Source organism: Methylobacterium sp. J-090, from assembly GCF_022829345.1.
Taxonomy (GTDB): domain Bacteria; phylum Pseudomonadota; class Alphaproteobacteria; order Rhizobiales; family Beijerinckiaceae; genus Methylobacterium.
The window spans coordinates 104,923-128,348 of sequence record NZ_JAKSXV010000089.1 but is presented as its reverse complement, the minus strand read 5'-3'; the positions used below and the strand labels follow the sequence as shown (position 1 = coordinate 128,348).

Sequence of the window (23,426 nt, the reverse complement as noted above, 5' to 3'; positions counted from 1 at the left end):
CGAACACGGTACAGCTCCCCGACTCTGCGTGCCTATTTAGTCATCGACTTGTACTTGAAATTCTACCCAAGCCATAACATAGCCATTTGCATCTTCGGTGGTTCCAGACGCTTGAACCCGCGTTGACACCTTGCCTTTTGTTCCAGGCGCAAGTGATTGAGCCTTTTGGTGCGCATTTTTAAGTGCCTCGGTGGCACCTTCGCCATACGCTTTGAACGGGCCATGCAATGCCGGCATCAATATTCCTCCCGAATCGAGCACCAAGCGCGGTGATCGAGAAGCTGATGCTAACGCGACTTCAATGCCTCGGTCGAGTTCTCTGGGTCCTTGGAGACCCCACCCGGTGTCGAGGGTCAGCGCGAGTGCGGCATCTGTCTAGGTTTGAGGCGTCAAAACCGGGTAACAGGTAACAGGGTAACAGGTAACACCGCCCTCGGACGCACGAAGCTTTCCCGTTTCATTCCTGTTTTTCCTGTTTTGCATAGGTGACCACCTGTGCCGGCCTCCCGATACTGAGGCCATGAATGCAGACGCATCCCCCATCACGAATGCCGCTCCCGGTTCGGGTCATGTCCCGGTCGAGCAGCGTGGCGGCGCCGGCAGGGTTTCATCTCCCCTTGCCCGGCGCCGTTCCCCCTTTGCCGCGAAGGATCGCCTCATGGGTATGTTCAGCCGTGACCCGATGAAGGCCGCGCAAGCCGACCTCGTGAGCCTGACGGCTCGCCACGAAGGCGTGCTGCGACGCCTCGCCGACGCCGCCACCAAGGCCGATGAGGCGGCGGCCGAACAGCGCCGGCTCCTCATCGAGACGGACGGGGCCGACGCCGTGGCCCTCAAGAAGGCCGGCGACACCTGCCGAAAGACGGCTGACGATCGGGCGGCCCTGGAGGATGCCGCGCGCGTCCTGGCTGAGATGATCGCCGAGGCGCAAGCTAGGCTTCAGACCGAGCGGGACCGCATCGAGCGCAGCCGCATCGCCGACGAGCGCCTGGCCCACGTTGCCCGCATCGAGGCCGCCGTCGCTAAGGTGGACACCGCCTCGCGCGCCCTCGCCGAGGCGCACCGGGCCATGGCCGCTACCGTCGAGGCCGGCGTCGACCCCGACCCCATCGGCGGGCCGAGCGCCTTCGTAGGGCAGGTCACAGCCCTGGTGCTGCACGTCGCTCTCCCGCGGGCCTACACGCCACCCCTGACCTACTTCGATACTGCGACCGGACAGTTCACCGTGACCACGCCGAGTGAGGCGGCGGCCCCGATGCTCGCGGCCCTGCGCCAGCGCGCCGAAGACATCCGAGGCGGGGCGCTGGCGGCGACGATGCCCGTGCCGGCCTTGGCCCCGCCGGTACCGGTCCTTGTGCCGGAAGAGGTGGTGTTCTTCCTTCAGCCGGCCGGCTTCCGGGGCAACATGAACCAGTGGTGCGAGGTCGAGGCCGGGGGCTGGATGGTCCCGGCGCCGGTGGCCGCGCGCGCCTTCGCCATGAAGGTCGGCTTCCGGCCCGGCACCGCGCAAGCCACGGCCATCAGCCGGCTGCTTACCGAGGCCCCGGGCCACGGCCTGGAGCTCAACGAGGATGCCGGCGAGGTCCGGCGCATCCCCATCAGCCGCAACGGCAAGGACCCGCAGCCCGCCCGCGAGCGGGTCGACCTTCAGATCAGCATGCACGACTGGATCGCGGCCGAGCGCGCCCGTCTCGTCGGCGGATCGGCGGTGCCGGCATGATCGCGGCGCGCCGGGTCGAGGACGCGGACGGCACCATCCATCTCGACTGGACGCCGCCCGCCAAGGAGGCAGTCGTCTCGCTCATTCGGGGCGGCGCCATCCACATCGCGGGCTCCATTGAGCCGGCGAACGGATGCAACGCCGCGAGCGTGCGGCGCGCCTTGGCCGATTGGCCGCGAGGCGAACCGGTCGTCGTGGAGATCGACAGCACCGGCGGCAATCTGGCCGAGGGCGTGGCGATCTATCTGGCTCTCAAGTGCGACCCGCGGCATGTCACGATCCGCATTCCTAAGCAGGCCGCATCCGCTGCGACGGTCATCGTGTGCGCGGGGGACCGCATCGAGATAGCGGAGGCGGCGCGCTTCGAGATCCACGACTCCCGCTTCGTCGACACGAAGGGGTGGGCGCTGACCTCGGCGAGATTGCAGGTCCTCTCCGACACGCTGGCCGAGGCGGACGCCCAGATCCGGGACATCCTCGGCACGCGCTGCAAATGCTCCCGCGGTTGGCTCGCAGACGCCATGCACCAAGAGCGAACCTTCACCGGCCACGAAGCCGTCGAGGTCGGCTTTGCCGATGCCGTGATCCCCAACCCAGAGGAATCCTGAAATGGCCGAACCCGCTCCCGATACTTTCGCCGACCTCGATTCCCTAGCGGCGAAGGACACCCATGGCCGGCTCTGGCGCTGCCCCGATGCGGCGGTGTGGAGCTACCCGGGCGCGCCGCTGGACGCCTCCGCCAAGACGCTGCGGGTGCCGATGGAGAGCGTGCCGGATAGCCGCGTTCAGGCTGCCCTTGCAGCCGAGGCGTGGGCGGTGGCGGCGCTCGATACCCTCGCCACGCCGATCCGCGTCCTGGCGGTCGTGAAGGCCCCGCCGGAAGGCGTTCCGTCTCAGGTCCCGATGCGGACCCTCGATCTCGGCACCGCCGCCGCCGCCACGGCGTAGCCGCAGCACATGAAATCGAAGGACCTGACCATGACCGCCCCCGCTCCCCTGACCCACACGCTTTCCCAGCCGATCGAGATCGATGGCGCCACCATCACGGAGCTGACGTTCCGGGAGGCAACCACCGCGGACATCCTGGCGGCTGGTCTGCCGGCGTCCCTAAACCTCGCCTCCGACCCGCCGAGCGTGGACATCCACGAGCGCAAGATGGTCGCGATGATGAGCCGCCTGGCCGCCGTGCCGCCCTCGACCGTGACGCGGATCGCCCCCGCCGACTTCGTGGCCTGTGCCTACATGCTGGCCGGCCTCTTTCTGCCCGGCTCCGCACGAGCCTGACAGCCGCACACCCGTAGCCACGAGAGGATCACGCCATGGAAGCTCTGAGGCTCGAGGCCGAGGTTGTCGACAAGTTCTCTGATCCGATGAAGCGCCTGCGCACCCAGCTGCAGGTCCTCGGCAAGGAGGGCAAGGAGCACGGCCGCACCCTCGGCGAGGGCTTCACCCATGCCGAGCGCGCCATGGCGAAGACGGCGGGCACGGTTACGAACGTTCTCAACCCGGCCTTGAGCTCGATCGGCGTCACGACCCTTGGCGTCACGGCGGCCCTCGCCGGCATCCAGGCGGCGGTCCGAAGCTTCACGACAAATGCATCTGGGCTGGGGCAGCTTGGTCGAGACACGGGTATCGCGGCCGAGCAGCTGCGCGACATTCAGAGCGTGCTGGGGAAGGTCGGCATCGACGCCAACCAGTCGTCCGCCGGCATCATCGCGTTTGCCGAGGCGGCCCGGCAGGCCAGGGGCGGCGTCGGCCCGTTGATGGATTTTCTCCGGACCCAGGGAAAGACGACCGAGGGCCGAGCCTACTTCGGAGGCATCGCCGACTCGCTCATTAAGTCGAAGGATGCCGGCGAAGCCTTCATGAAAGCCTTTAAGGGGCTGGAGGGCATCAAGGACCCGGCCGACAGACGCGTCTACGCCGAGCAGGTGCTGCGTATGGCGGAGGCCGCACGGGTCGTCGAGAAGCATCGAGGGACCATCGACGAGCAGATGGCGAAGGCCAACAAGGAGGCTGGCCCCCTGACGCCTCAGATGGTGCAGAGCGCAGAAGCCTACGACAAGGCGATGAGCGGGCTCGCGACCACCATGAAGCGGATCGGCACCGCGATCGCCATGGAGCTTGAAGGCCCGCTGGCGAAGGTCGCGGTGACGATGAAGAGCTTCCTGGACGACGAGCGGAAGGGCGTCACACCAGCAATCGTCCAGACGATCCGGGACGCTGTGACCTACATTGAATCCATCGATTGGAACGGAGCGTTCGCCCGGCTCCGCGAGGGGTTCGGCGAGGTCAAGACGGAGCTTGGTGGAGCCTTCACGCAGCTCCGCGACCTGATGGCCGAGTTCAGCACCAAGGGCAGCGGGGACGCGGTCTCGGGGGTGTTCAAGGAGATCGGTGCGGCGGCAAACGATACGGCCCGAGCAATCCGCGCGGTGGCCCTATCCATCGGCGTGCTGAAGGATCTGAAGAACCTCGATTTCAGCGAGGCTGGCAAGAAGCTGGCTGAGATCGATCGGGCCACGGACGCCGGCATCGGCAAGCGCAGCAATGCCGAGCCCACCAAAAAGCTGACGCCCGAGGCGGAGGCCATGCTGGGCACCATCACCGGCGGCAAGCCCGAGGACGCCGCCAAGGCTCAACGTGAGGCCGAGACCTACCGCCGGGAGCAGGGCAAGCTTACCGACGAGATGCGGCGCTTGCGCGAGGCCCTGCCGGACAAGAAGCCGGGCGAAGCGACGGTTCAGCAGCAATCGTTCGACGCCAGCACGGCGCCCGCTCTTGGCGGCTTGATCCAGAAGGCGTCCTTCGGCGCCATGGGCGCGATGGCCGGCGTGGGCAACAGCATGGCGGGGCTCGGCGGCCGAGGGCTGACTGCCCAGGGCGATCCCCATGCAATGGACCGCTTCCGAGCGTTCCTGGAAAACCGGGGGTATCGAGGCAACGTGCCGGAGGCCATGCGCGGGGTCGGGCGAGCCCTGGGCGAAGCTGGGCGCCAGCGCCAGGAGAGCTACGGCGGCGGGGCACCCTCGCAGTCGGGACCATTCCCGAACCGCAACTTCGGCGGTGGCCGCTTCGGCGGTCTCGGCGGCAGCCCGCTTGTGACGCGCCCCGATGGCCCGGCTGAGCGCGTCGGGCGGGCTCTGCGCGGCGAGCCGCAGGACACCGGCCCCCGCGTCCGATCGCAGGGCTCTGTTCCGAAAGAGCAAGACGCGCGTGCCCAGCGAGCTATGGCACGCCTCATCGCCCGCGGTTGGACGCCAGAGGCTGCATCAACGGCGATCGGACAGGCGGTCGAAGAGAGCGGCGTTCGCTCGGACGGCCCTCTTGGCGACACGGAGAGGTTCGGCCGCGGGGACGACGCCGCGCACGGCATGTTCCAATGGCGGGCCGAACGGTTTCGGGCGCTCAAGAAGTTCGCCGAAGGCCGCAACGTTCCCTGGACCGACTTCGACGCTCAGGTTGATTTCTTCGATGAGGAGACCAAGCGCCGCTCGACGGCAGCGGAGCGCAATTGGCGTAACGAAACAGACCTTGGCCGGGGGAATCGGATCGGTCAGATTTTCGAGGGATACAAGGGACCTCTTCAGGCGCAGCGCGAGCGCCACGCGCGCCGCCAGCTTGATCTTTACCGTCGCGGCGGCGTGACCCTTCCGGAGATCGAAACCACGGCGGACCGCCCGGATCGATCGAAGGTAGGACCCGAGGCCGGCGCCGACTTCGACCGCGCAAAGCGCTTCTACGGCGACAAGGCCGAGCCTGGCCAACTGCGCATGTTCAGCGATCCCAGGTTCAACGACATGCGCAACAGCTTGCGCGGCATGCGGAGGGGCAAGGACGGACTTGGGGCAGCCAACGAAACGCTCGGTGGGCTGGCCGAACAGCGCGCCAAAAATGAAGAGGATATGCGCGGGATCGGCAAGGCATTCGCCAGCATCAACGAAAGCCCCGCAATGAGGAAGGCGCTCAAGTCCGGAGTCGCCGGTGGCCCTACGATCAAGGCGGACACCCAGGTCGGCGTCATCATCAACAAGGCTGGGCCGGACACGACAGCCAGCACAACAGTGGGCGGCAGTCTTTTTCGAGACGTTAAGCTAAACCGCGGAGCGACAATGGCGCGGGCGAGCCAGGAAAACTAGTCAACAAAAAGCTCGTTATCGTAGATCGATTTGGCGCGACACTTGTGCCAAGTCTTTTCGGACTGCATCTGTCCGACGCGGCCAAAGCAATACCCTGCCTGAAGCAAGCGACCGTACAGCTTGTCCCGAAGTGGACATGCTGCAGAAGTCACCAATTCGTCGCTTGAGCCCTGGCACTTCGACGTGGCGGCAGCCTCTGCCCGTAGGAGTTCCTGAACCGTAGGTGTTCCACGGCTCAGCGCGGGAGCGGCCAGGACGACAAGGGCGAGGGCGAGCAGGGCAGGGCGCATCCCGGTAAGATAGCCGCCGGGGTGCGGTTGTCGAGATCGGCGGTACGGATGAGGGCAGTCATCTATGGGTTCGCGTCGCTAGTTATGCAGTCCGTAACCTCGACCGCTCCCGGCAGATATCGATGGTGAGCAGCCCAATATGATCGATGCTCTCGACGCTCGGCTACAGGCGCATCGATTGGCTCGTCACGAACGCCGCCTAATCGTTAGCGTGTCGAATCATTCGAACGATCTCGGAAATACGTTCCTCAAGATCAAGCACAGAAAGGTCTACTCCGGCGGATGAAACGATGCGCGCCACTTTGACCTTGTCGATGCTTTCTTCCAACTCTGTGATGTTGCTCGATGTGGCGCCGTTTTTCCTCCTCTTTGGTGTCCGCCGAAAAAATAGCGCATGGTCAAACCGACCGCCATTAGCAGGTCGAATATAGGTTTTCTGATTGATGCTTTTAACGGCGGCCTGAAGTACATCGTGGCCGATGTAGTTCTCAATCTCACGGCCAGCCGTTACCCAAACAACACCTCTGCCTGCGCCGACTTCTTTAACAATACGACTCTTCGTTTCGTTGATCTCGTCGACGTCTGATTTTCTATCGCTGTCAATGACGATTGCCAAATTGCGATTTAAGCTTTGTAAAGAAATAAATTCGTTAATTTCGTCATCGTTTGCGCTTAGATGAGACAGCAAACGACCACCGTAGAACATTATCGAGTAATGGATACCCTCGATAAATTCAGGTGCGATACTTTCTATCCAAACTTTGATATAAATACGGTCGGACGGTCCCTCGACCCAAATTACAGCATTTGACTGAACAATATCTGAGGCCTTGTGTCCCAGATCTAAGCAAATATCGAATTTTTCATTACGAAGTATTGTCTCACGTATATGGGTTTGCTTGCCGTCATGGCTGACGTGAAAAATTGCTGCACCAGGCGTGTCGATAAAGCTTGCTGAGTGTGTGGCAATAAAATACTGATTATCCGTTTTATCTCTAAGGTAATTCATCAGCTTCCGCTGCAGCAAGGGATGAAGGTGTATTTCGGGCTCTTCAATGCATACTATCTGTGAATTGCTGAAGGTACAGAAAGCAGCAATCATAACGACTTCGTGGATACCGGTTCCCAGTGATGCAAGCGGTAGGATCCTGCCGTCCATGTGCACCAAAATGTGCTCTCGATCGTGTGGTACCTCAATCTTGGCATCTTCGCGCACTGTCACGGTTTGCAGGAAGCTGTTTATCTTCTCGAAAAGTTCCAGTTCATGACGGCGATCATGCCTGGGATTTTGGACTTCGGCCAATCGATCAATCAGCCCGCGACCGCTGAAATCTGAAAGCCCTTCGCCCTTCGGACCAATTTGCCGGTATGCTGGGATAAGTCGTACCGGGGGGAGGATGAATTGCTCAGTTTCCCGAATACGTTTGAAGATCATTTCCGCCCAACCTTCGATGTCGCCACCAGAGCCATTGGGAAAGAAATACCGGAAGAGTGATGCCCACTCGCTTCGATCAAAAATCTTTGTGAGTTCGGTTTTGTTTAATTCAGGACCAAAGCCAAGATTATCTCTATAGGGAATATTGCTATCAAACCAAATGTGATCATTCTGTTCTAAATAATTTACAAATCTCTGAACAAGAGGCTGAGCGTGCATTTGCAAATGAGGGGCGACAAGATTTTTCATTAATCGCTCAGAAAACGAGCTTGATTTCACTCCGAGTGCCATCGAAATTTGACCTGATTGTCCATAAGAATACTCTTCTAAAGCATCAATCGGCTGTCGTGAATCATGACTATGCCGAGATTGAAAAATTGGAGGCAGGTAATTTGAAATAAAGTTTAGTACAGCAGACTTTCCAGAATTGTTTGCACCAATAAAGAAATTGAATTCCTTGAAGGGTGCAAGAATTTGCTCGTCTGGCCCGATCCCACGATAATTTCTCAACTTTAACCCTTGCAAGTATATCGGCATCACTATCCAATCTTTATTTGTTTTTGGGGAAATGGGATTTTTGATAGAGTTTCACTGAAATGCGAGGCTTTACTCGGATGATTCTCGACTAAAATTTGTCGAAGCATACGCCCGGATCTTCGCCGTTTTGCTTTAGGAAGATGACGTCAGCAGCTTCAGGAATTAGTGCCCTGCCGGCGCATCCTCCGTAAAGGATTTGATTCCGTCCTGAGCGACCGTGCGCTCGAAAGCCTCGTAGGCTTCCAGATCGGTCTCAAACGTCTCGGCCCAAACAATGTGGCTGCTATCCAGGCCAACAACCTCCAGCGTCCATTCATCCTCGGTCCCGGCAAACCGATAGATGTGAACCGTCACCGTCTGGCCATTGCGCGTTATCGCACCGCCAAGTGGCGAGTGCTCGATCTCGGGATCCAGAATGGCCACGGGCGACGCTCCTAGTTTTCGCTACCTGCATCTTGCCGCTTCCTCAGCCGCACGCCAGCCCCTCCGCCGTTTTCTGGGATGAACTCGACGCCGGCGGCTTCGAGGGCAGCGAGGATCTTGTCCCGCGTGTCGGCATAGCCTCCTAGATCTCCGCCGCCTGTTTCAAGCCGGGCAACGGTGGGCTTCGAGACGCTCGAACGCTCGGCCAAGTCGCCTTGCGACCAGCCTAGGAGCGCGCGTGCTGCTTTCACCTGCCTGATCGATGCCATGCCAACCTGATATTTTTGATATTGACTTCGGATCGTTCTGACCTGATATCTAAATTATCAGGTTCGGCTCTGAAGAGCAACGCGGCCGAGGCCTGACCCCTGCGCGAAAGCGCAGCCCCACGCACATTCCGACGCCCTCAGCCCCGGAGCACACCGGTTATGGCAATGCCCACGCTCGTCCCTTTGCATCTCAAACGCCGACCCACGGACGGCCTCTATGCCCGGCAGGCACCAATCCTAGAGGCTGACGAGCACACACCTGACAGTGCCGAGGATTGGCGCGTCACGGCGCCGGTCCGGCCGGACACGCCCCACGTCCGCGCCCTGCGCTTCCTCGACCTCATCGGGGAAATGGCATCGGCTGTCCTCATCATCGCCGGGGGCGTGATCGCCTACGGCTTCGTGCATCTGGCTTGAGGGGAGGCGAGCATGAGCACCGCGCGCAAAACCCGCCCCGACAACGAGTCGCCCAGCCTGCGCCAGCGTGCGAAGGCGTCCAGGGCAACTGCGGCCCGCGTAATTCACGGCAAGCCGGAAGGGCCGACCGCATCGCCAGGCCTCGTAGCGCTGGTGGACGAGTGGCAGGAGAACATGCGTCTGCAAAACTATGGCGACCTCAGCGACGAGGAGGCCGAGCCAATTTTCCGTCGCAACGATGAAGTACAAAGGGCGATCCTCGCCTACCCCGTAAAATCAGTTGTCGATCTCCGTATCAAGCTTCCCGTGTTTCGCGATGAGCTGGAACATACCAGCGGACCAAGGGGACCTCACGGTAAAGAGGCACTAGACCATGCCGCTTGGGTCGGGGTGATCCGGGACATCGAGCGGTTGGCGCCAGCGCCCTTGGGGACGGTCCCTATTCAATGCGCCGCCGGACAGATTGCGGATCTGATGGAGGAGGCGATCCAGTATTGGCACGAACTTGATAATGCTGGCCCACAGGGCGCTATTGCAGCCGCCAATGCGCTCCGTGTTGAGCGAAAAATTCAAATGCTGGGAGACGCCGTCAGCTATGCTCGCGCCGCTTCGCCTGGCGGCATGTTGTGTCAGCTCGCCATCGCATCCCACGCCATAGAATCCGTGCTGAATGGCGTGGAGCATCTCCGCGAGCCCGCGCAGCAAAGGGCTGAGCGGTGCCTCCTATCCGTTGCGGCCGCTATCTGTTCCGTGACGGGCATCGCCCGCGATGGCTACGGCGCAGGATATCATATGCCGGCGCGATACGACGAGTTGGCTACCCTCTCACCGAAGGTGGTCTGACATGACCAACGTCGTTCGCTTCCCGGCTACCCGACGCGTCCCGGCCGCAACCATCCCACGCGAGGAGTTCGAGCGTCTGGCCGAGCTAGCCCTCGACGTCGTCGACCGCATTGTTGCCCTGCTCGACGCAACGGACGGCGACGCGGATCTCGAGCCTGACGCTGATGGGGAGCCGTCGCTCGGTGCCCCTGAAGAGCACGACAGTCAGGTCACATGGCTGCGTGGCGGGGATCGGGACATCGAGGCGTCGTGACATGCCGACCTCAGTCGTCCCGCGATCTAAGGCCGAGGACCAGGACCGTCACGACCACTGAGCCTGCGATGATGAGGGACAGAACAATCTGATCCGTCGGGTCACTGCTGAAGGCGTGAGCGATGGCAGGCCCGAGCAGGGCACACCCGCCACCGGCGAGGATCGCGACCGTTCGTGGTGACATCGGACCACCTCGTCAGGGCCGATCGGGGCCCATGCCGAGGCAACTGCCGGCCGGATCGTTTGTGCGCCCGGCGGTCCGCGACAGTTCGCAGCCGTTCATGGCGATCCGCGTTGAAGACGTGGGTTAATATGTGGGTAGATATCAATACCGGAAAGCTAAATCCATGAAATTAAATGAGAAATTCTACCATGAAGGCGGACTCCGTCTCCGCCACTCTAAGTCATTGAAATAATCGATGTTTCTGCCGTGATGTCAGCGCATCATGGCACAGGGCCCCGTCACAGCCTGGACTTCGGTCCTGGCTCAGATCCGGGGCGCCTGTGTACGTCGTCAAACGCGGTGACCGTTTCTGGTTTCGTAAGATCGTCCCGGTAGGCCTCGTCGACGTGCTCGGCATGGCCGAGATCCGCCGGTCGCTGCGTACAGCCAGTGCCCGCGACCCCCGCCGTCCGCACGAGGCCGAACTCACATCTTCATCGAGTCCTTGGACATGGTATCGACCGCGAAGGCCGGGGCTCCGGAGATTGCGGTGGCAAGGACGGCGGCGGCGACCCGGAGGAGAGTGCTCATGGGCGGTGAGCCTTCTGGGGCGTACCGAACGGTTCGGCGGTACTGCAAAGTCTTTCGGAGGGGCGCCGATGACGATTACAGGTCAGGGCAGCGATTTTGCCGCGGCCTTGTCTGAGCTCTCCCGCGCTGCCCGCACGATGGCGGCCCGCATCGCTGCCGGAGTCAGCAGTTCCGGCAGGGCCTCGCCGCGCGGCAGGCCGGGCCCGTAGACGGCCAAGAGCGGGATCCCGAAGCGTCCGAAGCGGCGCAGGAAAGCGAGGATGGCCGGATCGGCCTGGGTCCAGTCCGCCCGCATCGCGACCGCGTCGGGCGCCGACAGGCGCGCGCGGATCTCCGCGCGATCGAGGGTGGTGACGTCGTTGATCCGGCAGGTCAGGCACCAGGACGCCGTCACGTCGACGACGACGACCTTGCCCTCCGCCACCAGGGCCGGGATCGCCTCGGGGGCGAAGGCGCGCCAGGGTCCGTCCTCCATCCGAGCCACCGGGGTGATCCGGAAGCCGGACGGCCACACCGTGACGGGGACGAGCGCGAGGACGAGGGCCGCCGTGACCAGGCTTCGGCGGCGATCGGGACTGCGCCCCCGTCGGCTCAGGGCGAGCCAGCCGAGGAGAAGGGCCAGGATGCCCGCCAACCCTATCGCCCGAGGGATGCCGTCCACCGCGGCGAAGACCGTCATGAGCCACGCGGCCGTTCCGAGGAGCAGGAGGCCGAACCCGCTCCGCAGCCGGACCATCCAGGGACCCGGTCGCGGCAGCAGGCGCGTCCAACCCGGTTTCAGCGCGAGGAGCGCGAAGGGGAGCGCCATTCCGAGGCCGAGTGCCGCGAAGACCAGCAGGATGTCGACACGTCCCCGGGTCAGCGCGAAGCCCACCGCGCTTCCGACGAACGGGGCCGAGCAGGGCGTGGCCAGCAGGGTGGCGAAGGCGCCGGTGAGGAAGGCCTCCGACAGGCGGCTGCTCCCGCGTAGCGATCCGAGCGCGGCGAGCGGGCGGGGCAGCCCGATCGTGACCCATTCGAACAGGCTCGCGGCGAACAGCACCGTGAGCAGGGCCATGCCGGCGAGAAACCACGGCGCCTGGAACTGGATGCCCCAGCCGATACTGGCGCCCGAGGCCTTCAGGACGATCAGAACCAGGGCGATGGCGAGGAAGGACGCGACGATGCCCGCCGCCGTGGCGAGGAGTTCGGCCCGGACGCCGCGTCGATCCCCTCCGGCTGCCCGCGTCAACGTGAAGGCCTTCAGGGACAGGACCGGCAGGACGCAGGGCATCGCATTGAGGACGAGGCCTCCGAGCAGGGCCGTCGCCAGGATCGCGAGCCACGCATCCCAGCCGATGCCGTCCATGGGCGGAACCGTGAATTCGGCGCTGCGCGCGCCATCGACCAGGGTGACGCGCAGGTCGGTCTCCGCGACGTCCGGCGGCAGCCTCAGGGCGATCCGGGCCGCGTGTCCGCCGTCGGACAGGGCAACCGCCGGAGGGGCGGTCACGGCCCCCTTCGGGCCCTCGACGAACAGGTCCGGCGCCACGAAGGCGCGGCGTTCGCTGGTCACCCGCAGGACCAGGCGCCGATCGTCCGGCGCTCCCTCGCGGGCCTGCCCGACGACGGCGAAACCCGCCGCCTCCGGCGGTCCGGGAACAAGCGCGCGCGCGGCCCCGATCAGTCCCGCTTCCGCCGAGGGGCGATCCGGTCCCGCCGGCAGCGCGAGGTCGAGGGTCGCGCGATAGGGCACGCAGACCTCGCCGCAGACCGCGTGCACGAGGCGCAGGCGCAGATGCGCGGCCCCGTCGCCGCGCCGCGCGAACCGGAGGGGCAGGACGGTGCCGGATTCGTACACGAACGTCTGAAGGTCGCCGACGGCGAGGCGGCGCGGCGCGGGCCAGGCGATGGCGTCGAGCACGAGCCCGTCCGATGCGCTCCCGTCGAAGGTCGGGGCGAGGCCGGCATCGCCCGGGCTGCGCCACGCCCCGTGCCAGCCGTCACCGAACCGGAACTCGAGGGCCGCCTCGACGGGCGCTCCCGGGCTCACGGCGTCCGTGGCCGTCACGAGCCGCACCGCCGCCCGGTCGTCGCCGATCCACGCGGTGGACGCCGCGCGCGCCGGGAAAGTTTCCAGGAGAACGAGGGCGAGGCACGCGAGCAGGCTTCGCCGGACGAGGTCGCGCAGGACCATTCTCAGGCGCTCGCGCGGAGCAGGCGCCTGCCGAACCCGGCCCCGGCCCCCGCGAGCAGCGCGACCGCGAGCGCGTGCAGGGCCAGATCGTTCAGCGCCATGGCGAAGGGGTGGAACAGGCCCAGGACCGAAGCCGCGGCGGAGGCCGCCGCGAGACCCGCGAGGCCGCCGCTCAGGGAGGGATGGAGGGCGTAGCCGTTCCGCAGGATCGCGGCGAGGAGCAACGCGAAGGGAACGCCGAGCCCCAGGATGAACCCGACGCAGGCGCTGGCTTCCGACAGGGAGATCGGTGCTCCGTGCGCCGCCCCCGCCCCGGAGACACTCGCCCCGATCCAGAGCGCGAGGCTCGGCGCGGGCAGGAGGGCCCAGCGCGGATCACGGTCGGGCAGCGTCGCCAGGATCGCGGCCGCCGCCGCCGTGACGGCGGTGGCGATCGATCCGACGGCCGCCAGAACGAGGTCCGGGTCGGCGGCGTGGCGGGACAGCGCCCCCTTCAGGTCGGCGACCGCCGCGAGGCCGGCGCCGGGGAAAGCGACGACCAGCAGCCAGCCGAGCATGCGCCGGAGCGGTGAGCCGAGGCGCCGGACCGGAACGAGGCTGCGGGCCAGCGCGTCGATCAGGCGGGCATGAGGCAAGGCGCCGGGGCTCGGCTCCTCGTTCCGAAGGGGCATGTCTCAGGTCCCCGGCGAGAGGCGTGCGGCTCCGAGGATGCGGCCGTCCGATTGCTGCACGATCACGGCGGCATCCTGCCCGGCCGGCAACGCCTCGCTGAACTGTAGGGGCTCGCCCGACCAGGTGCCGAGGGTGCGCAGGGAGCGCACGACATTGGCCTGCACGAGGGTGCGTCCGCCGTTCTCGCCCCGTGCCACGGGGGTGCGCAGGGCGTGGTCGAAGCCGACGAGGGTGACCCGGGCGCTGCCCTTGCCGGAGCCGACCGTCACGGCGATCTGGCCGTTCCGGCGCGCGACGGCGATCTCGGTTCCGGCGCCCATCTCGGCACGGGCTGCCGCGACGGCCGAGGCAGCCGCCGCACGGCGCGATCCCACCACCCTCCTGCGGCCGTCGATGACGAGCTGCGGCGTGAAGTTCCCCTCGCCGAGACGCCCCGCATAGGTCGCCTGCCGCTCGGTCGCGCCCTCGAAGGACGCGGTGTCCTTCCAGCCGAGATCGTCCCAGTAGGTGACGTGGAAGCCCAGCGCCAGGAGGTCGTCGCGGCCGGCCAGCTCGCCGAGCAGCGCTTCCGCCGGCGGGCAGGACGAGCACCCTTGCGACGTGAACAGTTCCACCACCACGGGCCGGGCCAGGGCAGGGCCGGAGACGAGCATGACCGGCGCGAGTGCGAGGAGGAGTGGAACGAGGCGGGACGACATGGCGTGCTCCGTGACGAGGCGGGATATTCGTCATTCGTCGCAGGCAACGCTCGGTTACAATCGATCGACAGCGCTCTACGGTTCCCGATGCGTCATCGGCCGAAGTCCGGATCGAAGTCCGGATGTCGAAAGAGCGTATCGCGCTTCTCGACAATTCGGCACTTGATCCCGAACTGGCGCGCGTCGCGCCCGACCGGATCGAGGCGACGCGAGGGCAGGCATTCCGATCTTTGCGTAACCGAATCGGGGCGGCCGGCGAACCTTCATAAGGTCCGTATGCTCACCTGCCGAAACTTTCCGCGCGGTCGATCGTCATCGGAACAGAAGGGATGCTCGGCGATGCCTGCGCACCAAGCGCCCTCCGACGTCGAACCCGCGTCGGCCCCTCGTTCCGGTTTGCCGATGGACCTCGATGAGGCCGGCGCCCCGCCCCCCTTCCGCTACGCTGCCGTTCCGCGCCTCACGCGGTTCTCGGACGTGCTCGACGAGGCGCGCTACGTCCCGGTGCCGGATGCGTGGTGGATCGCCCTCTGCGACGTGGTGATGTCGACGCGGGCGATCGAGGAGGGGCGCTACCGGTCCGTGAACATGGCCGGGGCCGCCCTGATCGCGGCCGTGCGCAACGCCCTGCCGGAGGCCGACATGCCGTTCGTCTTCGGCGGCGACGGTGCGACCCTGCTGGTCTCACCCGAGCATCGTCGGACGGTCGAGACGGTCCTGGCCGCGACCGTGACCTGGGTCCGCGAGACCCTCGGCCTTGAATTGCGGGCGGCCCTGATCCCGGTCGCGGCGGTGCGGGTCGCCGGCCACGACCTGCGGATCGCGCGCTACGCGGCCTCGCCGACGGTCGATTACGCGATGTTCTCCGGCGGCGGCCTCGCCTACGCGGAGGCTGCCTTGAAGCGCGGGCTCCATGCGGTCCCGGCGGCCCCGGGGGGCGCCAGGCCCGATCTCACCGGCCTGTCCTGCCGGTTCGAGGCGGTTCCGGCCCGAGACGGCCTGGTCCTCTCCCTCATCGTCCTGCCCGAGGGGGGCGCCGACCGGAACGCCGTGCTGGCGGTCCTCGGCGAACTTCTGGCCGAGGTCGAGGCGAGCCCCGGCATGGGACGCCCCGTGCCGGAGTCCGGTCCCGCGATGCGGCCGCCGTGGTCGGGCCTCCGGGAAGATATGCGCGGCGAAAGCGCGTCGGCGGGGTCGCGGCTGCTCCGACTGGCGAGCCTGTTCCTGTCGCGCGGCGCGGCCTTCGCGCTGTTCCGCCTCGGCGTGCCGTTCGGCCCCTTCTCGCCGCGCCGCTATCGACGGCGGCTGGCGGCCAATGCCGATTTCCGGAAGTACGACGATGGGCTTCGCCTGACCGTGACCTGTCCGGTCGCCACGGCGGATCGGATCGAGGCGCGGCTCGCGGCCGCGCGAGCGGCGGGGCTGGTGCGCTACGGCCTGCACCGCCAGGAGGCCGCAGTGGTGACCTGCATCACGCCCTCCCTTCTGCGCGACGACCACGTCCATTTCGTCGATGGGGCCGATGGCGGTTACGCCCGGGCCGCCGCCATGCTCAAGCGGCAGCCATGACCGGGCCGGAGATCCCGTTCCTCGCCGGCCTGGACCCGGAGGCCGCCGCCGCGGTGCGGGCCCGCATGGTCTCGGTGGCGGTGGCCGGGGGAAACACGCTGTTCGCGCAGGGCGAGGCCGGGGACGCGCTCTACACCCTGGTCTCCGGCGCCATCGGGATCTCGACCGAAGATCACGCGGCCACGCCGCGCCGGATCGCCCGGCTGCGGCCGCCCGAGAGTTTCGGCGAGATGGCGCTGCTGTCGCCGGCCCCCCGATCGGCCACGGCCACGGCCCTGCGGGATTCCAGTCTGCTGCGGCTGAGCCGCGCGGATTTCGAGGATGTGGTCGCGCATCATCCCCGGATGCTGCTGTACTTCGCGCGACGGCTCACCGAGCGCATGCGTGCCACCCAGTTCGGAGAGGCGGTGCGCCACAGGCCGCGCAGCTTCGCCGTGCTCGCCGTCACGGAAGGGCTCGATGCGGCGGCGTTCGGGGACGCCCTGGCGGCGGCCCTCGACGCCACCCTGCCGGGCCGCACCGGCTGCCTGACACGCTGGCCGGACGGCGCGGACGAGACCTGGTTCCACGACTACGAGACCCGCCACGCCCGCACGATCTTCGTGGCCCACGAGGTCGGTTGCCCGTGGTGCCGGCTCTGCCTGCGCCATGCGGACCACGTCCTGCTGCTCGCCGAGCCCGGCCGGCCGCCGCGCCACGGTGCCGCCGCCTGGCTCGGGAGCCTGCGATCGGACTGGATCCGGATGGATCTCGCCGTCCCGCAGGACGCGGATGCGGTTCTGCCCCGCCCCCTTCACCCGGGTGTCGCCGCCTTGCCCGCCGCCCTGCGCATCCCGGTCCGGGCCGGCAACGCGGGCGATCTCGGCCGGCTGGCGCGCCTCGCGAGCGGCACGGCCCGGGGCCTCGTCCTCGGCGGCGGCGGCGCGCGCGGCCTCGCCCATCTCGGCGTGCTGCAGGCCCTGGCGGAGGCCGGCTACGCCCCCGACTTCGTCGGCGGCACCAGCATGGGCGCGGTGGTCGCGGCCAGCCTCGCCATGGGTCTCGGCATCGACCGCATCCGCGCACGGACCGTCGACTTCTTCGTCGGCCACAATCCCCTCAACGACTACACGCTGCCCTACCACGCGCTGACCCGTGGGGCGAAGGTCGATGCGGGTCTCGCCGCGTGGTTCGGCGGTGCCCGGATCGAGGATCTCTGGCTTCCCTTCCTCTGCGTCTCCTCCAACCTGACGACCGGCACCGCGATGGTCCACCGCACCGGCGACCTGCCGGGAGCGCTCCGCGCCAGCATCGCGATCCCGGGCCTGCTCCCGCCGGTCTGCACCGAGGAGGGCGTCCTGGTGGATGGGGGCATGATGAACAACCTGCCGGCCGACGTGATGGCGGGCCTGGAGCGGGGACCGGTGCTCGCCATCGACGTCGGCAGCGACCGCGCCTTCGGCGAGATGCCGACGCGCTCCTGGCGCGGACGCCTGATCCGGCGGATGCTCGGCGCGCCCGACGCCATGCCGGGCATCGCGCCCCTGCTGTTGCGGGCCGCGACCGTGTCGGGCGATGCGCAATCGATGATGGCGGTCGGTCACGCCACCGCCCTGCTCAAGCCGCCGCTGGCCGGCATCGACCTGCGGGCCTGGTCGAGCTTCGAGGCCATCGCGGAGATCGGCTACCGCCACACCAAGGAGGCCCTCGCGCAGGGGCGTCTGCGCGCCTGGACCGAGGGCGGCGGACCGCTGCGGCCATGATCGAGCCGGGAACCCCCGTGCGCCAGCGCACCCGTCCGGTCGCCCGCCCGTAACCCGGACGTGCGCGTCAGCGATGGTCTCAGCATCGCAACCGATTCATCGAGGACGCGCCGCCATGAAGGTGCTGATCGCCGCCACGGCCCTGACCGGGCACATCAATCCGCTTCTCAGCCTGGGCCGGTGTCTCGCCGCCCGGGGAGACGGCGTCGTCATGACCACCGCCGAGCGGTTCCGCGAAAAGGTCGAGGCGGCGGGCCTGCGCTTCTCACCCTACGACGACGGCGATGCCGCCGCGTACCGCGAGACCGACCTGCCGGCCGGCCCCGAGCGCTACCGGCGCGAGTTCGCGCGCCGCTTCATCGACCCGATTCCGGTCCAGGCCGAGGCCCTGCGCCGCCTCGTCGCGGCCGAGCGTCCCGACGTGATCGTCGCCGGCAGCCTGTTCCTCGGCGTGCTGCCGATGCTGCTCGCCTCCGAGCCACGTCCTCCGATCATCGTCCTCAACGTCAGCTTCCTGTTCCTCGACCGGCCGGACGACGCGCCGGTCGGCCTCGGCCTGCCGCCGGCCCGAACGGACGCGGAGCGGGCCCATTACGCGGTCCTGAAGGCCGGGATGGACGCCGCCTTCGTCGATCCCGTGCGCGCCCATGCCGACGCGCAACTGGCGCGCCTCGGCCTGCCGCCCCTGCCGGCCTCGCTGCCGCACTCCATCGCCGTGCTGCCGGACCTGTTCCTCCAGCCGACCGTGCCGGACTTCGAGTACGATTTCGGGACGCTGCCGCCCAACCTGCGCTTCGTCGGCCTGCTGCCGGCGCTGAGCGCCGCGGTGGCGCTTCCCGACTGGTGGCAGGCGCGCGACCGGGCCAAGCCCGTCGTCCTGGTCACGCAGGGCACCCTCGCGAATGCCGATTTCGGCGAACTGGTCGAGCCGACCCTCGCGGCCCTGGCGGAGCGCGACGACCTGCTCGTGGTGGCGACCACGGGCGGGCGCCCCGTCGAGGCCTTGCGCGGACCTCTTCCGGCGAATGCCCGGGTGGCGCCGTTCCTGCCCTTCGACGCGATGCTGCCGGAGGTGTCCCTCCTCGTCACGAACGGCGGATACGGCAGCGTCTCGCAGGCCCTCGCGGCCGGCGTGCCGATCGTCTCGGCCGGGCTGACCGAGGACAAGGCGGAGATCGGCGCCCGCATCGGCTGGTCGGGCGCCGGACTTAATCTGGCGACCAACGCACCGGCGATCCCGGCGCTGCGCGAGGCGATCGAGACGGTGCTGGCCCAACCCCGCTACCGCGCGCGGGCCGCATCCCTGGCGCGCGCCTTCGCGGGGCTGGACGCCGGGTCGGCGGTGCTCGCGGGCATCGACGAGGCGGTTCGCACCCGCTCGAGCCTCCGGGGGATCGCCGCATGACCGCCATCCCGATCCTCGGCCGTGCCGGAGCCCTGGCCGGAGAGACGGCGAACCGGGACCACGAGGGCTGGCGAACGTCCGGGCCGATCGCGTTCGCGGCCACGCTCGTCCTCGCTGCCGTCACCGGCCTGCCCCTGGGGTCGGTCGCCAAACTGATCCCACGGGCGGACGATCCGTCCGAACCGTTCCTCGGCCTCTGACCGTCAGCGAGGTATCGCCATGACCGACCCCATCGCGTCCGCTCCAGGCGAGGCCGCGCCGCTTCGCGTCGTGGTCGACCTCAACCGGTGCCAGGGCTACGCCCAGTGCTGCTACGCGGCGCCGGGCGCCTTCGAGGTGCGGGGCCACGAGATCCTGTTCTACGACCCCGCTCCGCCGCGCGCACGACGAGGTGAGATCGAGCGGGCCGTCCAGGCCTGCCCGGTCCGCGCCATCAGCCTCCAGGCGGATCGCGGAGACACGCCGTGAGCGCCGCGGAGGCCGGCATCGTCGTCGTCGGCGCGTCGCTCGCCGGTCTTCGGGGCGCGGAGGCCCTGCGCCGCCACGGCTATGCCGGCCGGCTCACCCTCGTCGGCGACGAACCGCATCGCCCCTACGACCGGCCGCCCCTGTCGAAGCACGTCCTGTCCGGCGAACTGGCACCGGATGCCACCGTGCTGCCGGAACGCGCCGCCCTCGATGCGCAGTGGCGGCTGGGCCATGCGGCGGTCGCCCTCGACCGGGACGCGAAGGCGATCCGCCTCGCGGACGGGTCGGTGCTCGCCTACGAGCGGCTGCTCGTCGCCACCGGCGCGCAGGCGCGGCCCTGGCCCGCCGCCTCGGGTGGCGGGCTTGACGGGATCTTCACCCTGCGCGGCCGGGAGGATGCGGCCCGGCTGCGGACCGCTTTGGCCGAAGGGCCTGCCCGCGTCCTCATCGTCGGCGCCGGCCTGATCGGCTGCGAGGCGGCCTCCTGCTGCCGCGATCTCGGACTGCCCGTCACGCTGGTCGATCCCAATCCGACGCCGCTCGCCCGCTCGCTCGGCACCTGGGTCGGCGGCGTGATCGCCGATTGCCTGCGGGATGCCGGCGTAACCTTTCATGCCGGCGCACAGGTGCTCCGCTTCGCGGGCGACGCCGCGGGCCGGGTCGCTCGCGCCCATCTGGCGGACGGGCGCGCGGTCGAGGCCGATCTCGTGATCGTGGCCCTCGGCGCGACGCGCGCCACGGATTGGCTCTCGGGCGCAGGCCTGATGGCCGATGCCGGCGGCGTGACCTGCGACGGCACCTGCCGGGTGCTCGGCGCCGATGGGACGCCGTGCCCGGACATCTACGCCGCCGGGGACGTCGCGCGCTGGCCCAATCCCCTCTACGGCGGCCGGCTGATGTCGGTGGAGCATTGGGGGAACGCCGTCGCGCAGGCTGCGCACGCCGCGCGCAACATGCTGGCGCCTTCCGAGGACCAGCAGGCCTATCACCATCTGCCGGCCTTCTGGTCGAGCCAGTTCGGGATCAACATCAAGGCCGTCGGCCTGAGCGCGGGCGCCGACGCGGTCGCGATCGTCCAGGGCTCGCGCGCATCGCGGCGCTTCCTCGCCGTCTATGGCCGCGCCGGACGCAGCATCGCCGCCGTCTCGTTCGATCAGGCGCGCTGGCTCCCCGCCTATGCCGAGGCGGTCGCGGCCGGCCAAGCGTTCCCGCCGATCCGCGATGCGAGCGACCAGGGCGGCTTCCTCGCCATGGCGCCGGGCTTCCCGCCACCGCGTGCCGCTCCCACCCCCATCGAGGCCCACCATGGCTGAGGACACGCTGTTTTCCGAGGTCCTGGACCCCGCCAATCGGGCGGATCCCTATCCGATCTACGCGCGGCTTCGCGAGAACCCGGTCGCGCCCCAGCGCGACGGCAGCGTCGTGGTGAGCAGCCACGCGGCGATCCGCAGCCTGATCTTCGATCCGCGCCTCAGCTCCGAGGATCTGCCGCCCTCCCACCGCCCGCGCACGGGCAACCCGCTCAAGGATTGGTTTCTCAACCCCATCAAGGACCGGATCGCCACCGCGCACCGCCCCCTGATCTTCCGCGATCCCCCCGACCACGACACCCTGCGCCACGCCGTGATGCGCGCGTTCTCGGTGGCGCGGGTAGAGGCGCTGCGGCAGCGCGTCGTGCGGGACGTGGACGCCCTCATCGACGCCTGCCGGGGGCGTGACGAAGTCTGCCTCGTCGAGGACCTGTCCTACCCGCTCCCGGTCTCGGTGATCTGCGACCTGCTCGGCGTGCCGGAGGCCGACGAGCCGCGGTTCCAGGCCTGGGCGACGCAGCTTGCCACCGCCCTGGAGCCCGATGCCCGCCACGACGAGGCCAGCCGGCACCGGACGGTGGCGGCCTTCGACGCGATCTCCGGCTACATGCGCGCCCTGATCCGCGAGAAGCGTCGACGCCCCACCGCCGACATGCTCAGCGCGCTGGCCGCGCCGGGCCCCGACGGCAAGGCCGTGATGGGTGATTTCGACCTCATCTCGACGGCGATCCTGCTGCTGGTGGCGGGCCACGAGACCACCGTGAACCTGATCACCAACGGCATGCTCACCCTGCTGCGCCATCCGCAAGAGTTGGAGCGCCTGCGCGCCGATCCGGAGCGGGCGCCGCGGGTGATCGAAGAGCTGCTCCGCTACGAGCCGCCCGTGCATTTTCGGACCTGCAAAGCCCTCGGGACCATCGCGGTCGCGGGACGGATCATTCCGAAGGGCGCGCCGGTCATCCTGCTCTTCGCCGCCGCGAACCGCGACCCGGCCCGCTTCGACGATCCGGACCGTTTCGACCCGGATCGGGAGGACAACCAGCATTTCGGTTTTGGCGGCGGGCTTCATTACTGCATGGGTGCACCGCTCGCGCGGATCGAGGCGGAGATCGCCCTGGTCGCCCTCTGCCGCCGCCTCGTGGCCCCACGGCTCTTAGCCGATCCCCCACCGTACAGGCCCGGGGCCTCCCTCCGTGGTCCCGAGAGGCTCGGCATCGGGATCAACGGGATCGCTCCGCATCCCGGGTAGAAAACCTGGACGAAGCCGAATTGTCCATCGTCAGCTTCATCGACCATTCTGCCGGAAGCAAACCGTCGCGAGACCACCCAGGCAGTCGTAGGCCTCCGCTCCATCGACAGCCTGGACGCGGACCTTCCCAGGGCCTGCCCGGGGGGCGGAAGCGGGATCTTCCTACAAATCGCCTGTGCAAGGCAGAGTTCGGCGGGCATCGCCCCGTGTACCGGCTTCGCAACGACCTGGCTTGCGACCGGAGGGAAAGTGCAGAGACGATTTCGACCGCCTTGCTTGGCGGCATAGAGCGCTTCATCGGCGCGCGCGATGAAGTTGTCCTGATCGGTGTCCTTTCTCAAGCAGGCGGCGCCGATGCTGGCGGTGACCTTCAACTGCGTATTGTCCGGCAGAGCGATGGAGCCATCGGCAATCTTGTGGAGCAGGCGTTCGCCGAGCGTCGTCACGTCGTCGAGATCACTGTCGAGTGCGACCACCAGGAATTCCTCGCCCCCGTACCGCACGACCCTGTCGGAGGTTCGGCAAGACTGGAGGAGCAGGCCGGCGACGTGCTTGAGAACGAGGTCGCCGACCGGATGACCATACGTGTCGTTGACGTGCTTGAAGTGATCGAGGTCGATGAGCAGGGCGGACAGCGACCGCTCCGTCCGCCTTGCAAATGCCACCTCGGCTCCGATCATCTCGTCGAGATACCGGCGATTGAAGGCGCCGGTCAGCGGATCCCGGATCACGTCGCTTTCCAGTTTCGCGATGCGGACGATGTCGCGCGTCGTGGACGCGGAAAGTTGGGCGACGATGAGGACGAAGGCCCCGCCGGCGAGCAAGATGGTAGAGACGATGATATCGGCAATTCTGACGACGGTACTGGACAAACCCAGGATACCAAAAGCTGCATAGCCCACCATGAAGAGAATGATGAGCGAGCTGAGGACACGCCACATACGATGCAATCGCCCCTCGCGTACCAGCGTGAGGATGTCTGAGATCGGCTTCAGCGATGCGGCCAGCAACGCTATACCGATAATAATCATGAGGGAGCTGAGCCAGATCATAGGCT

The 23,426-nt window shown here is 67.2% G+C and carries 22 protein-coding genes and 2 pseudogenes; 16 read left to right on the top strand and 8 right to left on the bottom strand.

Features of this window, described 5'->3' with window-relative positions:
* Positions 1 to 36 precede the first annotated feature (36 nt).
* Complete coding sequence (locus MKK49_RS15680; RefSeq protein ID WP_244030015.1) at positions 37 to 264, bottom strand: hypothetical protein; 228 nt, start codon at positions 262 to 264, stop codon at positions 37 to 39.
* A gap of 394 nt (positions 265 to 658) precedes the next feature.
* Between MKK49_RS15680 and MKK49_RS15675 the strand changes: the two genes are divergently transcribed.
* The 5 genes from MKK49_RS15675 to MKK49_RS15655 are packed head-to-tail and all read left to right on the top strand — an operon-like array spanning position 659 to position 5,859.
* Positions 659 to 1,720 (top strand): hypothetical protein, encoded by a 1,062-nt coding sequence (locus MKK49_RS15675; RefSeq protein ID WP_244030013.1) that lies wholly within the window; start codon positions 659 to 661, stop codon positions 1,718 to 1,720.
* Positions 1,717 to 2,328 (top strand): ATP-dependent Clp protease proteolytic subunit, encoded by a 612-nt coding sequence (locus MKK49_RS15670; RefSeq protein WP_244030011.1) that lies wholly within the window; start codon positions 1,717 to 1,719, stop codon positions 2,326 to 2,328. The genes MKK49_RS15675 and MKK49_RS15670 overlap by 4 nt, the downstream gene beginning before the upstream one ends.
* A gap of 1 nt (position 2,329) precedes the next feature.
* The gene (locus MKK49_RS15665) at positions 2,330 to 2,668 is read left to right on the top strand and encodes a hypothetical protein (protein WP_244030009.1); all 339 of its coding nucleotides are present in this window, start codon (positions 2,330 to 2,332) and stop codon (positions 2,666 to 2,668) included.
* A gap of 30 nt (positions 2,669 to 2,698) precedes the next feature.
* Positions 2,699 to 3,004: a phage tail assembly protein gene (locus MKK49_RS15660; protein ID WP_244030007.1), complete on the top strand. Its 306-nt coding sequence runs from the start codon at positions 2,699 to 2,701 to the stop codon at positions 3,002 to 3,004.
* Positions 3,005 to 3,039: 35 nt separating this feature from the next.
* Positions 3,040 to 5,859: a phage tail tip lysozyme gene (locus MKK49_RS15655; RefSeq protein WP_244030005.1), complete on the top strand. Its 2,820-nt coding sequence runs from the start codon at positions 3,040 to 3,042 to the stop codon at positions 5,857 to 5,859.
* A 489-nt stretch (positions 5,860 to 6,348) separates the two neighbouring features.
* Here MKK49_RS15655 and MKK49_RS15650 read toward each other — a convergent pair whose 3' ends face one another.
* From MKK49_RS15650 to MKK49_RS15640, 3 genes are all read right to left on the bottom strand, one after another.
* Positions 6,349 to 8,121, bottom strand: coding sequence for an AAA family ATPase (locus tag MKK49_RS15650; RefSeq protein ID WP_244030003.1), 1,773 nt, complete (start codon positions 8,119 to 8,121; stop codon positions 6,349 to 6,351).
* 162 nt (positions 8,122 to 8,283) lie between these two features.
* On the bottom strand, positions 8,284 to 8,544 hold the full coding sequence (locus MKK49_RS15645) for a hypothetical protein (protein ID WP_244030001.1): 261 nt from the start codon (positions 8,542 to 8,544) through the stop codon (positions 8,284 to 8,286).
* Between the two features lie 11 nt (positions 8,545 to 8,555).
* Positions 8,556 to 8,813: a helix-turn-helix domain-containing protein gene (locus MKK49_RS15640; RefSeq protein WP_244029999.1), complete on the bottom strand. Its 258-nt coding sequence runs from the start codon at positions 8,811 to 8,813 to the stop codon at positions 8,556 to 8,558.
* A gap of 159 nt (positions 8,814 to 8,972) precedes the next feature.
* Here MKK49_RS15640 and MKK49_RS15635 point away from each other — a divergent pair, with 159 nt between their 5' ends.
* The 4 genes and pseudogenes from MKK49_RS15635 to MKK49_RS24815 all read left to right on the top strand — a co-directional run.
* Positions 8,973 to 9,230 carry a hypothetical protein gene (locus MKK49_RS15635; RefSeq protein ID WP_244029997.1) on the top strand — a complete coding sequence of 86 codons (258 nt, stop codon included), beginning with the start codon at positions 8,973 to 8,975 and terminating at the stop codon, positions 9,228 to 9,230.
* 12 nt (positions 9,231 to 9,242) lie between these two features.
* Positions 9,243 to 10,073, top strand: coding sequence for a hypothetical protein (locus MKK49_RS15630; RefSeq protein ID WP_244029995.1), 831 nt, complete (start codon positions 9,243 to 9,245; stop codon positions 10,071 to 10,073).
* A gap of 1 nt (position 10,074) precedes the next feature.
* The gene (locus tag MKK49_RS15625) at positions 10,075 to 10,326 is read left to right on the top strand and encodes a hypothetical protein (RefSeq protein ID WP_244029993.1); all 252 of its coding nucleotides are present in this window, start codon (positions 10,075 to 10,077) and stop codon (positions 10,324 to 10,326) included.
* 504 nt (positions 10,327 to 10,830) lie between these two features.
* Positions 10,831 to 10,947 (top strand): annotated as a pseudogene (locus tag MKK49_RS24815) (DUF6538 domain-containing protein); the annotation flags it as partial.
* A 215-nt stretch (positions 10,948 to 11,162) separates the two neighbouring features.
* Here the strand turns inward: MKK49_RS24815 and MKK49_RS15620 are convergent.
* From MKK49_RS15620 to MKK49_RS15610, 3 genes are read right to left on the bottom strand one after another with little or no spacing between them, the layout of a single operon-like run.
* Complete coding sequence (locus MKK49_RS15620; protein ID WP_244029991.1) at positions 11,163 to 13,256, bottom strand: protein-disulfide reductase DsbD family protein; 2,094 nt, start codon at positions 13,254 to 13,256, stop codon at positions 11,163 to 11,165.
* 2 nt (positions 13,257 to 13,258) lie between these two features.
* The gene (locus MKK49_RS15615) at positions 13,259 to 13,927 is read right to left on the bottom strand and encodes an NrsF family protein (RefSeq protein WP_244029988.1); all 669 of its coding nucleotides are present in this window, start codon (positions 13,925 to 13,927) and stop codon (positions 13,259 to 13,261) included.
* Positions 13,928 to 13,930: 3 nt separating this feature from the next.
* On the bottom strand, positions 13,931 to 14,626 hold the full coding sequence (locus MKK49_RS15610) for a DUF1223 domain-containing protein (RefSeq protein ID WP_244029986.1): 696 nt from the start codon (positions 14,624 to 14,626) through the stop codon (positions 13,931 to 13,933).
* A gap of 402 nt (positions 14,627 to 15,028) precedes the next feature.
* Between MKK49_RS15610 and MKK49_RS15605 the strand changes: the two genes are divergently transcribed.
* From MKK49_RS15605 to MKK49_RS15575, 7 genes are all read left to right on the top strand, one after another.
* The gene (locus MKK49_RS15605) at positions 15,029 to 16,195 is read left to right on the top strand and encodes a DUF3095 domain-containing protein (RefSeq protein ID WP_244029984.1); all 1,167 of its coding nucleotides are present in this window, start codon (positions 15,029 to 15,031) and stop codon (positions 16,193 to 16,195) included.
* Positions 16,192 to 17,937, top strand: coding sequence for a patatin-like phospholipase family protein (locus MKK49_RS15600; RefSeq protein WP_244029982.1), 1,746 nt, complete (start codon positions 16,192 to 16,194; stop codon positions 17,935 to 17,937). Before MKK49_RS15605 ends, MKK49_RS15600 begins: the two co-directional genes overlap by 4 nt.
* A gap of 115 nt (positions 17,938 to 18,052) precedes the next feature.
* Positions 18,053 to 19,342 (top strand): glycosyltransferase, encoded by a 1,290-nt coding sequence (locus MKK49_RS15595; RefSeq protein WP_244029980.1) that lies wholly within the window; start codon positions 18,053 to 18,055, stop codon positions 19,340 to 19,342.
* Entirely contained in the window at positions 19,339 to 19,542 is a 204-nt protein-coding gene (locus MKK49_RS15590; protein ID WP_244029978.1) for a hypothetical protein, read from the top strand. Before MKK49_RS15595 ends, MKK49_RS15590 begins: the two co-directional genes overlap by 4 nt.
* Before the next feature lie 19 nt (positions 19,543 to 19,561).
* Entirely contained in the window at positions 19,562 to 19,810 is a 249-nt protein-coding gene (locus tag MKK49_RS15585) for a ferredoxin (RefSeq protein WP_243913060.1), read from the top strand.
* Complete coding sequence (locus tag MKK49_RS15580; RefSeq protein ID WP_244029975.1) at positions 19,807 to 21,123, top strand: NAD(P)/FAD-dependent oxidoreductase; 1,317 nt, start codon at positions 19,807 to 19,809, stop codon at positions 21,121 to 21,123. The genes MKK49_RS15585 and MKK49_RS15580 overlap by 4 nt, the downstream gene beginning before the upstream one ends.
* A complete protein-coding gene (locus tag MKK49_RS15575) occupies positions 21,116 to 22,369 on the top strand; it encodes a cytochrome P450 (RefSeq protein WP_244029973.1) in 1,254 nt (417 codons plus the stop codon). The genes MKK49_RS15580 and MKK49_RS15575 overlap by 8 nt, the downstream gene beginning before the upstream one ends.
* Before the next feature lie 314 nt (positions 22,370 to 22,683).
* On the opposite strand, the pseudogene MKK49_RS24810 reads toward MKK49_RS15575, so the two are convergent.
* A pseudogene (locus tag MKK49_RS24810) lies at positions 22,684 to 23,274 on the bottom strand (GGDEF domain-containing protein); the annotation flags it as partial.
* Positions 23,275 to 23,426: the final 152 nt, after the last annotated feature.